At 63.1% G+C, this 13362-nt stretch carries 11 protein-coding genes; 3 read left to right on the forward strand and 8 right to left on the reverse strand.

The features are described 5' to 3' along the window. Positions 1-27: 27 nt before the first annotated feature. From PPN31114_RS03835 to nadC, 4 genes are all read right to left on the reverse strand, one after another. Positions 28-984, reverse strand: a complete 957-nt coding sequence (locus tag PPN31114_RS03835; protein WP_150678145.1) for an electron transfer flavoprotein subunit alpha/FixB family protein — start codon at positions 982-984, stop codon at positions 28-30. A gap of 12 nt (positions 985-996) precedes the next feature. Beyond that, on the reverse strand, positions 997-1749 hold the full coding sequence (locus tag PPN31114_RS03840; RefSeq protein ID WP_150678146.1) for an electron transfer flavoprotein subunit beta/FixA family protein: 753 nt from the start codon (positions 1747-1749) through the stop codon (positions 997-999). Positions 1750-1897: 148 nt separating this feature from the next. Continuing rightward, positions 1898-3685: a phosphonate metabolism protein/1,5-bisphosphokinase (PRPP-forming) PhnN gene (gene phnN / locus PPN31114_RS03845; protein ID WP_150678147.1), complete on the reverse strand. Its 1788-nt coding sequence runs from the start codon at positions 3683-3685 to the stop codon at positions 1898-1900. Between the two features lie 17 nt (positions 3686-3702). Further along, the gene (nadC, locus tag PPN31114_RS03850) at positions 3703-4536 is read right to left on the reverse strand and encodes a carboxylating nicotinate-nucleotide diphosphorylase (protein ID WP_150678148.1); all 834 of its coding nucleotides are present in this window, start codon (positions 4534-4536) and stop codon (positions 3703-3705) included. A 316-nt stretch (positions 4537-4852) separates the two neighbouring features. Between nadC and PPN31114_RS03855 the strand changes: the two genes are divergently transcribed. After that, complete coding sequence (locus PPN31114_RS03855) at positions 4853-6160, forward strand: MFS transporter (protein WP_370865854.1); 1308 nt, start codon at positions 4853-4855, stop codon at positions 6158-6160. 102 nt (positions 6161-6262) lie between these two features. Here the strand turns inward: PPN31114_RS03855 and PPN31114_RS03860 are convergent, their stop codons facing one another. The 4 genes from PPN31114_RS03860 to PPN31114_RS03875 all read right to left on the reverse strand — a co-directional run bounded on the left by PPN31114_RS03860 (position 6263) and on the right by PPN31114_RS03875 (position 11382). Beyond that, positions 6263-7261, reverse strand: coding sequence for an XdhC family protein (locus tag PPN31114_RS03860; RefSeq protein ID WP_150678150.1), 999 nt, complete (start codon positions 7259-7261; stop codon positions 6263-6265). Positions 7262-7282: 21 nt separating this feature from the next. Further along, positions 7283-9637 (reverse strand): c-type cytochrome, encoded by a 2355-nt coding sequence (locus tag PPN31114_RS03865; RefSeq protein ID WP_150678151.1) that lies wholly within the window; start codon positions 9635-9637, stop codon positions 7283-7285. Further along, on the reverse strand, positions 9621-10124 hold the full coding sequence (locus PPN31114_RS03870) for a (2Fe-2S)-binding protein (protein WP_150678152.1): 504 nt from the start codon (positions 10122-10124) through the stop codon (positions 9621-9623). Before PPN31114_RS03870 ends, PPN31114_RS03865 begins: the two co-directional genes overlap by 17 nt. Before the next feature lie 88 nt (positions 10125-10212). Beyond that, positions 10213-11382 carry an FAD-dependent monooxygenase gene (locus tag PPN31114_RS03875; protein WP_150678153.1) on the reverse strand — a complete coding sequence of 390 codons (1170 nt, stop codon included), beginning with the start codon at positions 11380-11382 and terminating at the stop codon, positions 10213-10215. Positions 11383-11709: 327 nt separating this feature from the next. Between PPN31114_RS03875 and PPN31114_RS03880 the strand changes: the two genes are divergently transcribed. Then, complete coding sequence (locus PPN31114_RS03880; RefSeq protein ID WP_150678154.1) at positions 11710-12462, forward strand: maleate cis-trans isomerase family protein; 753 nt, start codon at positions 11710-11712, stop codon at positions 12460-12462. A 49-nt stretch (positions 12463-12511) separates the two neighbouring features. Continuing rightward, complete coding sequence (locus tag PPN31114_RS03885; RefSeq protein WP_150678155.1) at positions 12512-13354, forward strand: alpha/beta fold hydrolase; 843 nt, start codon at positions 12512-12514, stop codon at positions 13352-13354. Positions 13355-13362: the final 8 nt, after the last annotated feature.

The raw sequence follows: 13362 nt of genomic DNA on the forward strand, positions 1-13362 counted from the left end.
GGCGAAAGCCCGCCTCGCGTAGCCCCGTTACAACTGGCGCGTCAGTTCGGGGACTTCCGTGAACAAGTCACCAACCAGGCCGTAGTCGGCAACAGAGAAGATGGGGGCATCGGGGTCTTTGTTGATCGCGACAATGACCTTGGCGTCTTTCATCCCGGCCAAGTGCTGAATTGCCCCGGAGATCCCCACCGCGACGTACACCTCCGGCGCCACGATCTTGCCTGTCTGGCCGACCTGATAGTCGTTGGGCACATAACCGGCGTCGACCGCTGCACGCGAGGCGCCGAGTGCCGCGCCGAGTTGGTCGGCCAGCGGCTCCAGCACACGCTTGTAGTTCTCTCCCGAACCCAAGCCCCGGCCGCCGGACACGATGATCTTGGCGGAGGTCAACTCCGGGCGGTCCAGCTTCGTCACTTCGCGACCCACGAAACACGCGAGCGAGGAATCCGGAACCGCCGGAATTGATTCGATAGACGCACTGCCTCCCGTTGGTGAGGCGGCGTCGAATGCGGTGGCCCGTGTCGTGAGGACCTTGATAGGGTCGGCGCTGCGCACTGTGGCAATGACATTGCCCGCGTAGATCGGCCGCTCGAACACGTCACGGTCTGTAGCGGTCGTGTCGACCTTCGTGATTTCCGAGATTTGCGCGACGTCGAGCAGTGCGGCCACGCGCGGGGCGATGTTTTTGCCGTATGCGGTGGCTGGCGCCAGGATGTGCGAATAGTTGCCAGCGATCGACACCACTTCGTCAGCGATGTTTTCCGCCAGACCATCGGCGAAGTACGGCGCGTCAGCAAGCAGCACCTTCTTCACGCCAGCGATTTGTGCAGCGGCGTCAGCGGCGGCCTTGGCATTGCTGCCAGCCACCAGCACGTGCACGTCGTCACCACATTGCAGTGCTGCCGTGACCGTGTTCAGCGTTGCCGCTTTGATCGATTGATTGTCGTGTTCGGCCACGACCAAAATCTTTGCCAGAATGCTCATCTCGTCGTCTCCTTACAGGACCTTGGCCTCAAGCTTCAGTTTGTCGACGAGCGTTGCCACGTCCGCCACCTTCACCCCTGCGCTGCGCTTGGGCGGCTCGGCCACCTTCAGCGTCTTCAGACGCGGCGTCACATCCACACCCAGATCGGCAGGCTTCACCGTCTCCAGAGGCTTCTTCTTCGCCTTCATGATGTTGGGCAGCGTCACGTAACGCGGCTCATTCAGGCGCAAGTCCGTCGTGATGACGGCAGGCAGCGACAGCGAGATCGTTTCCAGACCGCCGTCGACTTCACGCGTGACTTGAGCGCGGTTATCCGCGACAGTCACCTTCGAGGCGAACGTCGCTTGCGGCAGCTTGGCGAGCGCGGCGAGCATCTGACCGGTTTGATTCGAGTCGTCGTCGATGGCCTGCTTGCCCAGGATCACCAGTTGCGGTTGTTCCTTGTCGACGATGGCCTTGAGCAACTTGGCCACGGCCAGCGGTTGCAGGTCTTCGTCCGATTCGATCAGGATCGCGCGATCCGCACCGATCGCCAGCGCCGTGCGCAGCGTTTCTTGCGATTGCGCCACACCTGCCGAGACCGCAATCACTTCCGTCGCCACGCCCGCTTCCTTCAGACGCACCGCCTCTTCCACCGCGATTTCGTCGAACGGATTCATCGACATCTTCACGTTCGCGATATCGACGCCACTGCCGTCGCTCTTCACGCCGACTTTGATATTCGCGTCCACGACGCGTTTGACTGCCACAAGAATTGCGCTCATCTCCGGTTCCTCGAGTGATCGGGCTCACCGTGGCCGAGAGTGTTTGGCGGCCACGGACATCACGACAATGGGGAGATTTTTAGGGAGCGCAGGCGCGAACGCATCCTGCATTCAGACTAGGCTTCGTGTTGCACGAAGCCGGAAACGCTTACTGAAGTTCGATGCCGCTAACGGCTTCTGCGCGGGCGGCAGCGGCGGCGAGCCGCTGGGTGTCTTCGCCATGAATGCGCAGCAGTACATCGCCCGAGCGAACCGATTGGCCGATGGCACAACGAAGATCGACGCCTGCGGTCATGTCGAGCGGCGCACCGGCATCCCGCGCGATGCCCGAGATTTCCCAGCCGTCGATCGCCGTCACCAGGCCGTCCGCTTTCGCAACGATGTCGATAAAGGCGGAGGAGGGCGCCGCAAAACGTTTCCGTCCCTGTGCGTCCACAATCCGCTCGAATGCACGTCGCGCCTCGCCGCTAGCGAGTGTCTGTTCAGCGACCGCGCGCGCCTTGACGAGATCGCCGCCCAGCGCCGGGTCCCACGACAGGATGCGTGCGGCAAACGTCAGCGCTTTATTCCGCAGATCGGCAGGGGCAGCCGCGTCGTTATCGAGTACCTGGAGCACATCGCGCAATTCCAGTGCTGGGCCAATGCCGCGTCCAATCGGTGCCCGGCCGTCGGTGGCAAAAGCTTGCACCGTCATACCCAACGCAGCACCAACGCGCTCGAACAATGCGCCGAGTTTGCGTGCCTCAGGCTCATTGGCCATTTTGGCCTGCGGTCCCCAAGGCAGATCCACCACGACGTGCGTGGCACCTGCACAGAATTTCTTCGAGAGAATGGAGGCGACCGACCAGCGGCGCGTGTCGAGCCGTAACGGCCGCACCATTGCGTTGGTGACGTCGTCGACGCGCGAGTGATTGAGCCGCCCGTTCCAGACGATGCAGCCACCGGCTTGCTCGACAGCGGCCCGCACTTCCGTCGCATCGAGGTCGACGCGGGCAGCGGCTTCCATCGCATCGGCAGTGCCTGCGGCCGACGTGATGGCGCGCGACGAGGTCTTCGGCATGCACAACCCGTAAGCGACCACGAGCGGCACGACGATCAACGTAATACGGCTGCCGGGCACGCCCCCCATCGAATGCTTGTCGACGACCATCGGCCGTCCCCAATCGATGCGCGGCATCAAGCGGCTGCGGGCCCGCGTGAGGGCGACGATCTCATCGTCGTCGATGTGTTCGATCAGCGATTTGAGCAGCGCTTCGCCCTCGTCCGGTGCGAAGCGATCGTGCATCAGGTCGTCGAGCAGTTGTGCCCACGAGGCTTCGTCGAGCGAGACACCTGAACGCTTGGCCTCGATCAACTCGCCACTCTTGGGGGGCGCAACACACGCTTGCAGGGTCGCGATGAAGCGTGCAATGCCAACCTCGCTAGTGCTGTCGTTCGACACCCGCAGCAACGGTATCCCTGGGGGATACGCCGTGACCGTGCGTGCGAGGCGTGCGGCGATCTGTTCGGGCGTTTCGCGCCCGCGTCCGGCGATGCGTGCCGCGAGCACTTCCACCGGCGCAGTGACTTCTACGATCACCAACCGCGGCACCCGCCCGATGAGTTTGGGCAGGATCGCGCGGGATCCGTTGGCGATGACGTGGCGCCCTTGCGCGAGCACATCGCGCAGGCTGGCGTCGAGCCCGTAATGCAGCCCGTGCGCCTGCCACGTCACCAGAAACGCACCTGCCGCGTCGCGCTCGGCGAATTCGGCTTCGGTCACGCCGATGTGCGCTTCGCCCGGCGCACCATTCGGGCGCGTGATCGTGCGTGTTGCAAAAACGTAATGATCGCGACGATCGCTCTCGGCCAGGTGCGCACGCGCCCCGTCGATCAGCGTGTCTTTGCCGGCCCCGCTGGGGCCGACCACGAAGAAGAAAATGCCGGAGCGCGTCATCGTCGATTTACCGGGGATCAGGCTTCGTCCAAACCAATGTCGACGGCAGGGGCCGACTGCATGATCTTGCTCGTCGAAATGTAGTCGACGCCGGTCTCGGCAATGGGGCGAATCGTTTCCAGACGAATGCCGCCCGACGCTTCGACTTTGCACTTGCCGCCGATCATCGAAACCGCTCTCTTCATGTCTTCGACCGACATGTTGTCGAGCATGATGACGTCGACATCCGTCTCGAGCGCCTCGGCCACCTGATCGAGACGGTCGCACTCGACTTCCACCTTGGTGAGCACCGGCACGAGCTTGCGCGCACGCGACACGGCGGCCTTGATGCTGCCGGCGACCGCGATGTGGTTGTCTTTGATCATCACCCCGTTGTCGAGGCCGAGTCGATGGTTCAAGCCGCCACCGCAGCTCACTGCGTGCTTTTCCAGCATGCGCAGGCCCGGCGTGGTCTTGCGGCTGTCGAGCAGACGCGCGCGGGTGCCTTCGATCGCCGCAACGTAGCGCGCCGTCTCGTTGGCGATGCCGCTCATGCGCTGCACAATGTTGAGCGCAGTGCGCTCCGCCGTCAGAATGCTGCGAGCATTGCCCGAGACGTGCAACAGAATGGCACCTTTCGAGGCGTGTTCTCCGTCGCGCACTTTCACGTCGACTTTGAGGGTTGGGTCGTAACGCTGGAAAATGCGCGCGGCAACCTCGATACCGGCAACGATCACCGGTTCGCGAGCATTCATCACAAAGGCACCGATAGCAGATTCGTCGATCATCGTCTGCGCCGTGAGGTCGCAGTAGCCGATGTCTTCGGTGAGCCAAAGGTCGATCAAGCGGTCAACAGCAAAGCGGTCGTACATGGCGGTTCCTCAGTGGTGACTCGGAAGGGTTGATTCGTAGCGTACACACTTAATATTTGCGCTTCAAGGAAAACAATTCCTTTGATCGATAGAGGAAAACCCTAGGGCTATTGTTTGTGGTTCGTTCCCCGCCTTGATGGCACTAGATAATGGCAATCGCATCGCGTTTTTCGGTCTGTTTTGTCACTTATTTTTCTAGCGCATACGCTTTTTATTCGTGCTATACATCCGTCAGTGCCGAGCGCACACGCCCGAATTTTCGCCGGGCGGACGATCGACCCAGACACTCATGCCACCGGGAATCGCCATGTCCTACATCTCTACGCCAGACCTGGCCACGCAAGCGGCCGCGTCGACCACCGAGACCGATGCGCTCTACCGCAAGGTCACGGTTCGCCTGATCACGTTTTTCTGTTTGTGTTATTTCGCGGCTTATCTCGACCGGATCAACGTCGGGTTAGCCAAGTTGCAGATGCTCAACGCGCTGCAATTCAGCGATACCGTCTACGGGCTCGGTGCTGGCCTGTTTTTTGCCGGTTACATCCTCTTCGAAGTCCCCAGCAACCTCATCTTGCAGAAGGTGGGCGCGAAGCTGTGGATTGCCCGCATCATGATTACGTGGGGGCTGATTTCAGGCGCAACCGCGTTTGTGACGACGCCGACGCAGTTCTACGTGCTGCGCTTTCTGCTCGGCGTAGCCGAAGCCGGGTTTCTGCCGGGCGTGCTGTTGTATCTGACGCGCTGGTATCCCGACGAGCGCCGTGCGCGCATCATCGCGCTGTTCATGGTGGGGTTGCCGCTTTCGAGCATGATCGGCAGTCCGTTGTCGGGCTGGATCATGCAGATGTTCGACGGTGCGCACGGCTTCGGCGGCTGGCAATGGTTGTTCGTGATCGAGGCCATTCCGTCGGTCGTGCTCGGCGTCGCGATTTTTATGTATTTGCCGAACGACATCGCATCGACGCGCTGGCTCACGGCGCAGGAGAAGGCGATATTGCTCGCCAATCTCGACAAGGATTCGGGCGTTCATAAGCGCCACAACCTCGGGGCTGCATTCACCGATTTGAAGGTGTGGGTGCTGGGCCTGGTCGATTTGTGTGTGTTGCTGGGTCTGTATGGCGTGAGCTTCTGGCTGCCGACGATCTTGAAAGACACGGGCGTGCGCGATCCGTACACGATTGGCTGGCTGATGGCGATTCCGAACGCGCTGGCGGTCGTTGGCGTGCTCGTGTGGGGTACGCGCTCAGACCGTCTGCGCGAGCGCCGTTGGCACATCGTGCTGCCGTTCCTGCTCTCGGCCGTGGCGATGTTCATCTTCGCGGGTGGCACGCATGGCACGGCAATGACCGTGGTGTTGTTCTCTCTGATCAACTTGGGCGCTGCTGCCGCGATGCCGGTCGTGTGGGCGTTGCCGTCGACGTTCCTTAAGGGCTCGGCGGCTGCGGCGGGTATTGCGTTCGCCTGCTCGCTGGCGAATCTCGGTGGCTTCTTCAGCACGTACTTTATCGGCTGGTTGCGCGACACTTTTCATACGCAATCGGCAGGTATCTACGGCTTTGGCGTGTGCATGGTGATCGGCTGTGCGCTCGCGCTGTCGTATCCGAAACATGTGGTGAATCGCTAAGCGCAGCGCGGGCGCCGGACGGTGCCCGTATTGCGCAGACGATAAAAAAGCCGGCGGAAGCCGGCTTTTTCTATGGTGCTGCGATGTTTGAACGAAAACAGCTTAGCCCGCAAGCGCCTTACCAGCTTGCACGTCCATCAACGACATTACAGGCAGTCGATGGCGGCGTGCTGTCAGCTCGGCGACAATCGACACGGCAATTTCAGGGGGCGTGCGCCCGCCGAGGTGCAAACCAACCGGGCCACGTAGACGCGAGAGCGCAGCTTCCGTGACGCCAAAAAGCCGTAACCGCTCGCGGCGCTTGTCGTTGTTCACGCGCGAGCCAATCGCGCCGACGTAAAACGCCGGAGACATCAGTGCTTCCATCAACGCGAGATCGTCCAGCTTCGGATCGTGCGTGAGCGCAACCACCGCCATGCGAGCATCGGGGCGCATGCCGATGACGGTGTCGTCAGGCATCGTACGCACCAACGTCACGCCGGGCATCTGCCAACCCTCGCGGTATTCCTCTCGCGGATCGCACACGGTGACGGCGTAATCGAGCGTCAGCGCAATGTTCGCGACGTATTGGGTGAGTTGGCCCGCGCCGATCAATAGCAACCGCCATGTCGGCCCATGCGACGTCACGAGACGTTCGCCATCGAACATGCAAGCGTCGCCGTCGAGATGTTCGGCTAATGGCGTCAACGTGACACTGCCTGTCGCCATATCGAGCACGCGCCGCATTGCGCGGCCGTTGCACATCGCTTCGATGAGGCCGGGGAGCGCACTGGCGCTGGAGAGCGTCTCGCGCACTAGTCGCATCGTGCCGCCACACGGGAGCCCGAAACGATGGGCCTCGTCGGCGCTCACGCCATATTCCACAAGTTCAGGGTGCGGATTGGGCGGACCATCTCGCCGCAGGCGGTCGATCAGGTCGTCTTCGATGCAGCCGCCGGACACCGAGCCGACCAGCCGCCCGTCGTCGCGAATCGCGAGCATCGCGCCCGGCGGGCGCGGTGACGACCCCCATGTCGTGACCACGGTGTAAAGCTGTACGCCCCGGCCTTGAGATAGCCAGCGTGAGGCGGTTTCGAGAACTTCACGATCGACGCTGTGCATGGGCGGGGGCTCCGTGCCGAATTAGTGCGGGTGGGCGACGCGGGCCCGCGCAGCGGCGGCGTCTAGGTCTTGCCAAGCGGGTTGGTCCGGTGCATAACGCGCCCGGATGTATGAAGCCAGCTCTGCGATCTGGCGATCGTCGAACGCCTCGCGAAACCCCGGCATGTAGCCCAGCGCCTCAGTAGCGGGCTGATTGATGCCATTCATCAGCACATGCATGAGGTTGTCCGGGGTGGGCTGACTCACGCTCGTATTCAAGCCCATCAACGGGCGCACGCCGAAGTGTCCGACACCGCCGGATTCCGTATGGCAGACGGCGCATGCGGCCTCGAAGGTGCGTCGGCCGTTTTCAAGGCCAAGCGTCGTGGCGATGTCGACACCCGCGGCGCGATGACGTGCGAGCTCGGCCACTTGCGCGGCATCTTGTTGTGGCGAGAGCGACGCAACGTAATGCGCGATGGCGCGCACATCGGTTTCGGGCAGCGCGGCTAGGCCAGCCACCACGGGCGCCATGGGGCCTGCGGCAACGCCGTGTTCCGGCGAAAAGCCTGTGCGCAAGTAATCGAACAGCGCGGCCTCGGTCCATGGAACGGGCGCGTCAGCAGACGCGACAAGCGGCGGCGCGCGCCAGCCTTCCGCTTCGCCGCCGCGCAGATAAAGTTGGGTGCGCTCGGCACCGAGCATATTCCGCGGCGTGTGACACGCACCGCAGTGACCCGCGCCGTCGACGAGATAGCGTCCGCGATTCCAAAGCGTCGATTGCGCTGGGTCGGGACGATATTCGGCCGTGTCGTGATAAAGCCAGTTCCAACCGGCTACCAAGCGCCGCTGATTGAGCGGGAAGGGCAGTTCGGTCTTGGGAGGTGTGTTGGCGACGGCCGGTTGCGACATCAGATAGGCGTACAGCGCGAGCATGTCAGGCTCGCTCATCTTCGCAAACGAGTTGTACGGAAACGCCGGGTAGAGGTGCGAGCCGTCACGTGAAATGCCCTCGCGCATGGCGCGCGCAAAGGCCGCGTACGACCATCGGCCGATGCCGGTTTCGGCATCCGGCGTGAGATTGGTCGAATAGACGGTGCCGAACGGCGTCTCCAGAGCGAGGCCGCCAGCATTGGTCGCGCCGCCTGCGGCCGTGTGACAAACGGCACAGTCACCGGCTAGCGCGATTTGACGGCCGCGCTCGAGCGTCGCCATGGACCAAAGTGAGTTGTCCGGTGCCGTGATGGGGGCAATTTCCGCCGCACCGGGCAGCATGGCGCAGGCGAGTCCAATCAACCCGCCCACCACGCCGCCGATACCACCACCGGCTAACCAACGGTGCCACCGTGGCGGACGCCGCCGTTCGGCGGGGGCATCGGCCGCCGAGACGGAGCGAGGGTTGCGAAGGGCATCGCGCAAACTTGCCGGATCGAACGGCGGCTGGCGCAGACGCACACCGGTCGCATCGAAGAGTGCATTGGCGATCGCCGCAGCGGCGGGCGCTGCGGATCGCGCCAAACGCTCGGCATCGGCGCGGGATAACTCGTTGGGTGAATCGGCGCCGTCGGGGGCTGTCGCGGCCTGCGTCAAGGCGCGTCGCAATGCGAGCGCCGTTGCCGCCTGGTCGCTGACTTCTGCGCCAGTCTCGTCGTGCGTCGGCTCAGCGTCCCATGCCATACCCAGCGCACGTTGCATCGCATCGGTGATTTGCCACGCCGGTAGACCGGCAACGTGCGGCGCATCGCCGGGCTCGCCTGTGGCCTGACCGGCCACCACGCGCCGAATGGCGATCTCACCGGTTTGCGGATTGACGTCGAGATCGACAACCCATGCCGACCATGTGTCGGCGGCATCGCCCGCGTTGGCGTTCGAGGCTTCGCCATCGAAGGCGAAACCTCGTCCACGCTGCCAGCCGTCCGGTGCGCTAACGGTCTCGGCGCGCTCAGGCAATCCCCACGCGGCCCGCTGCGCCACCATGCGAATGACTTCGCGTGCGCCTGCGTCGCGTTCTGGGTCGAGATGATAGAGGCGATAGCCGACCGGATCCTGCGCCGCTTCGGTCGCGACTTCGTCCATGAACGATTCGCGCGCGAACGTATGCGCTTGCGGCGGAATACGGTGCCCGGCATCGCTGACTTGCACGGCGCTTTCATCCAGCCGATACAGCGACGGCGGCAGGTCCGCGCCGTCTAGCGGGGTTGCTGCGGGCGGCGACGCTTCGCCGGGCGTGGCATCGCTGCGAACGTCTGCGCGGTAATGCCAAGTGCGTAATGTGCCGTCGGGATAGGTCTGCGCTGCAATTTCGAGGTGGGCTCGCGCATCGCCGTCACGGGTGGGCCAGCCATAGTTGGCATGCGGACCGTCTGCCGCCACAGGCACGTCAACGAGTCGCGTCATGTTGCAAATATTGCGCCGCACGATGCACGGCTTTGACGATTTCGTAGTGCGTGCCGCAACGGCACAAGTTGAAGCGCAGCGCGTCGTGAATGGCAGCGTCGTCGGGAGTGGGATCGCGTTCGAGTAAGGCCTTGGTGCTCATGATCATGCCGTTCAGGCAGTAACCGCATTGGGCCGCCTGTTCATCGATGAAGGCGCGCTGAATGGGGTGCAGATCGTCGAGACTGCCGAGCCCCTCCAACGTGGTGACCTCGCGCTCGCGCGCCACGCTCGCCGGCACCACGCACGAGCGCGTCGGCTGACCGTCTACCAATACCGTGCAAGCACCACACTGGCCCAGCCCGCAGCCGTACTTCGGGCCATTGAGGGCCAGATCGTTACGCAACACATAGAGCAGTGGCGTGTCGGGGGTGGCGTCGGTCACGGTGTGCCGTGTGCCGTTCACGCACAGCGTGAGGGGCCCCGCAACGGTATTCGATACAACCATGGGTAGGCTCGCAGATGAAGAATCGGGGTGGCGGCATCCGCGCCGGACGCACCACCCCGCAGGTTCATGCAAGTCCCGTGCCCGCGACTCAGGCGGCGGCCGTCAGCGGCGGCGCGACTTTGTGCGAGGCGGCGGGCACGAGAGGAATCTCGAACACATCGTAGCCGAATACCCAAGCCGGGTCCTCATTGGTGCGCAGCCACGTATTGTTGTGGGACACGCGTTGCACCTCGGAGGCGCGTTCGGCACGGTTCGATTCGTACAGTGCAAACGCGTTGCCGTAGTCGGTCACGCCGACTTCGTTCAAGCAGCGCGTCAGCATGGCGGCATCTTCGATCGCCATCGCTGCGCCCTGCGCCATGTGCGGTTTCATCGGATGGCAGGCATCGCCCAGTAGCACCAGTCGGCCGCGGCTCCACAGCGGCAGCGGGTCGCGCTCCAGCAGCGGCCACTTGGTAATCGTGGGCGAGACTTCGATCAGATGCTGCACGTCGCTGTGATAGCCCGCAAACGCTTCGAGCATTTCTTCACGGCTGCTCGGCAGCATCGAGACGCCCTCCGGCCATTCCTTCTGCGGCACACCGGTCACGTAGTAATACTCGTCCTTCTTCTCGGTCACGTAATAGACCATCATGTGACGATCTTCCGACCACCACTTCACGCACATGTCGTAAGGCTTGTTACCCAGCAGCGATGCCGGGAATACGGCACGGTGCGCGACATAACCGGTGTAGCGGGGCGGCTCTGCGCCAAGCAGATGCTCGCGAATCTTCGAGTTGACGCCGTCCGCACCGATCACGATGTCGGCCGTCTCGACCGTCCCGTCGGTAAACGTCAGGCGCACTTCGTTACCCACGTCTTCCACCGATTGCAGGCACTTGCCGAAGCGGATGGTGCCCGGTGCCACGGCCTGTGTCATCAGCGCGTGAAAGTCGCCACGGTGCACGGTCAGGTATGTCGCGCCGTAAGTCTTCAGCGCGAAATCGCCGAGCGGAATCTGCGACAGCGCTTCAGCCGTCTTCCAGTCGCGGCTGTACCAGAAGTCGGGATGCGAGCCCATCACATTGAGCGCGTCTTCGATGCCGAGGCGGCGCATGATCTTCATCACATTCGGCCCCAGGTGGATACCCGCGCCCAGACGCGAGAACGCCGGGGCTTGCTCGTACAACGCGACGTCGTAGCCGCTGCGTTCCAACAGGCCGGCGGCGGCGGTGCCGCCCAGGCCTGCGCCAATGATGGCGATGCGTGGTTTGCTCATGGAGGCTCCTGATCGTACGCCCGGTGCCGTCGTGGACAGGGGAGAGGTCCGGGCTGGTTGAGTTCGGTGATTCGTAGCGTACACACGATAAATTTCGTTCGCAAGCGGAAAAATACGCTCTCGGTGTTAACCCCAAAGTTAACGAATATTTTTCCGATGGCATGCGGGTTTGTGCGGAATTTACGGCGTTCGTCATGTTTTTGGATCGTGTTGCGAAAATTCAATGTGTGCGCTAGAGTTTCTCGCACCTTGACCGTTTGTGGTGTGTGCACGACATCGTGGCTCGCACACCCGCCGGGTCGTCCACCCCTTCGGGAGAAATCCGTCATGAGCAAGCGTTACCGCATCGGCCAGATCGTGCCGAGTTCCAACACCACCATGGAAACCGAGATTCCCGCGATGCTGCGATTGCGCGAGGCGATCCGGCCTGAACGGTTCACGTTCCATTCGAGCCGCATGCGCATGAAGAAGGTGGTGAAGGAGGAGCTGGCCGCCATGGATGCCGAATCGGATCGCTGCGCACTGGAGTTGAGCGATGCGCGAGTCGACGTGCTCGGTTACGCCTGTCTCGTCGCGATCATGGCGATGGGGCATGGCTACCACCGCGTTTCGCAAAAGCGCCTGACCGAACAAACCATCGCCAACGGCGGTGCCGCGCCCGTGCTGACGAGTGCGGGCGCGCTGGTCGATGCGCTGCGTGTGATCGGTGCGAAACGTATCGTCGTGGTGGCGCCTTACATGGTGCCGCTGACCGAACTCGTGGTCGACTACATCCGCAACGAAGGCTTTGAGGTGATTGCGTATCGCGCGCTGGAGATTCCGGACAACCTCGATGTCGGCCGCCACGATCCAAGTCGTCTGCCGGACATCGTCAAAACGCTGCCCTACCAGGAAGCGGATGCCATCGTGCTCTCGGCTTGCGTGCAAATGCCGTCGTTGCCAGCCGTCCCACAGGTGGAAGCGATGACGGGCAAGCCCGTGATTACCGCCGCGATTGCCACCACGTACGCCATGCTGCGCGAGCTCGATCTGGAGCCGATCGTGCCGGGCGCCGGCGCGTTGCTCTCGGGCGCGTACTGATGCGCCGGCCTTTCTCGTTTGACGCCCTGATCTTTGCGAGGCCCGTGCTATGACTTCGACATTCCAATATGGCGCGAACGTCGCCGCCAACGGCATTCGCCAGCATTACCTTCGTTACGGCGGCACCGACGGCGCGCGTGCCTCCCGCCCGGCCATCGTGCTGATTCCCGGCATTACGAGTCCCGCCGTCACGTGGGGATTCGTCGGCGAAGTGCTGGGACGCGAGTTCGATACCTATGTCCTCGACGTACGCGGCCGCGGCCTGTCCAGCGCTTCCCCCGATCTCGATTACAGCCTCGACGCACAAGCCGACGACGTGGCAGCACTCGTGGCAGCGCTTAAGCTCGAACGCGTCATGCTAGTGGGGCATTCGATGGGCGCCCGTATCGCGGCACGTGCAGCGATGCGTGAGCCGCGCGGTCTCGTATCGGTCGTGTTGGTCGATCCGCCTGTCTCCGGCCCGGGACGTCGCGAGTATCCCGGCAAGTTGCCTTGGTATGTCGACTCGATGGCGCTCGCACGCGCGGGCACCGATGCCGAGGGCATGCGGGCCTTCTGCCCGACATGGACCGAAGCCGAGCGTGCGTTGCGCGCCGAATGGCTGCACACCTGCGACGAACGGGCTGTGTTGGCTTCGTATGAAGGGTTTCACGCCGACGATTTCCATACCGATGCTGCGCGCCTGCAAGTGCCGTCTTTGCTAATGACGGCGCAGAACGGCGACGTGGTGCGCGACGAAGATGTCGCCGAATTGCAGCGCGCCACGCCTGCCATGCGACATGTACGCGTACCGAACGCCGGTCACATGATTCCGTGGGACAACGCAGCCGGTTTCTATGCGGCCTTCGGCGACTTTCTCGGCGCACCGGTAGGTGCCCCGGCAAGCGCCTAACGCTACCC

The organism is Pandoraea pneumonica (assembly GCF_902459645.1).
GTDB lineage: Bacteria > Pseudomonadota > Gammaproteobacteria > Burkholderiales > Burkholderiaceae > Pandoraea > Pandoraea pneumonica.

Excerpts from the sequence above, each read along its gene's own strand:
- PPN31114_RS03835 (WP_150678145.1), bottom strand. The coding sequence starts at position 984 with ATGAGCATTCTGGCAAAGATTTTGGTCGTGGCCGAACACGACAATCAA.
- PPN31114_RS03840 (WP_150678146.1), bottom strand. The coding sequence starts at position 1,749 with ATGAGCGCAATTCTTGTGGCAGTCAAACGCGTCGTGGACGCGAATATC.
- phnN (WP_150678147.1), bottom strand. The coding sequence starts at position 3,685 with ATGACGCGCTCCGGCATTTTCTTCTTCGTGGTCGGCCCCAGCGGGGCC.
- nadC (WP_150678148.1), bottom strand. The coding sequence starts at position 4,536 with ATGTACGACCGCTTTGCTGTTGACCGCTTGATCGACCTTTGGCTCACC.
- PPN31114_RS03860 (WP_150678150.1), bottom strand. The coding sequence starts at position 7,261 with ATGCACAGCGTCGATCGTGAAGTTCTCGAAACCGCCTCACGCTGGCTA.
- PPN31114_RS03865 (WP_150678151.1), bottom strand. The coding sequence starts at position 9,637 with ATGACGCGACTCGTTGACGTGCCTGTGGCGGCAGACGGTCCGCATGCC.
- PPN31114_RS03870 (WP_150678152.1), bottom strand. The coding sequence starts at position 10,124 with ATGGTTGTATCGAATACCGTTGCGGGGCCCCTCACGCTGTGCGTGAAC.
- PPN31114_RS03875 (WP_150678153.1), bottom strand. The coding sequence starts at position 11,382 with ATGAGCAAACCACGCATCGCCATCATTGGCGCAGGCCTGGGCGGCACC.
- PPN31114_RS03880 (WP_150678154.1), top strand. The coding sequence starts at position 11,710 with ATGAGCAAGCGTTACCGCATCGGCCAGATCGTGCCGAGTTCCAACACC.
- PPN31114_RS03885 (WP_150678155.1), top strand. The coding sequence starts at position 12,512 with ATGACTTCGACATTCCAATATGGCGCGAACGTCGCCGCCAACGGCATT.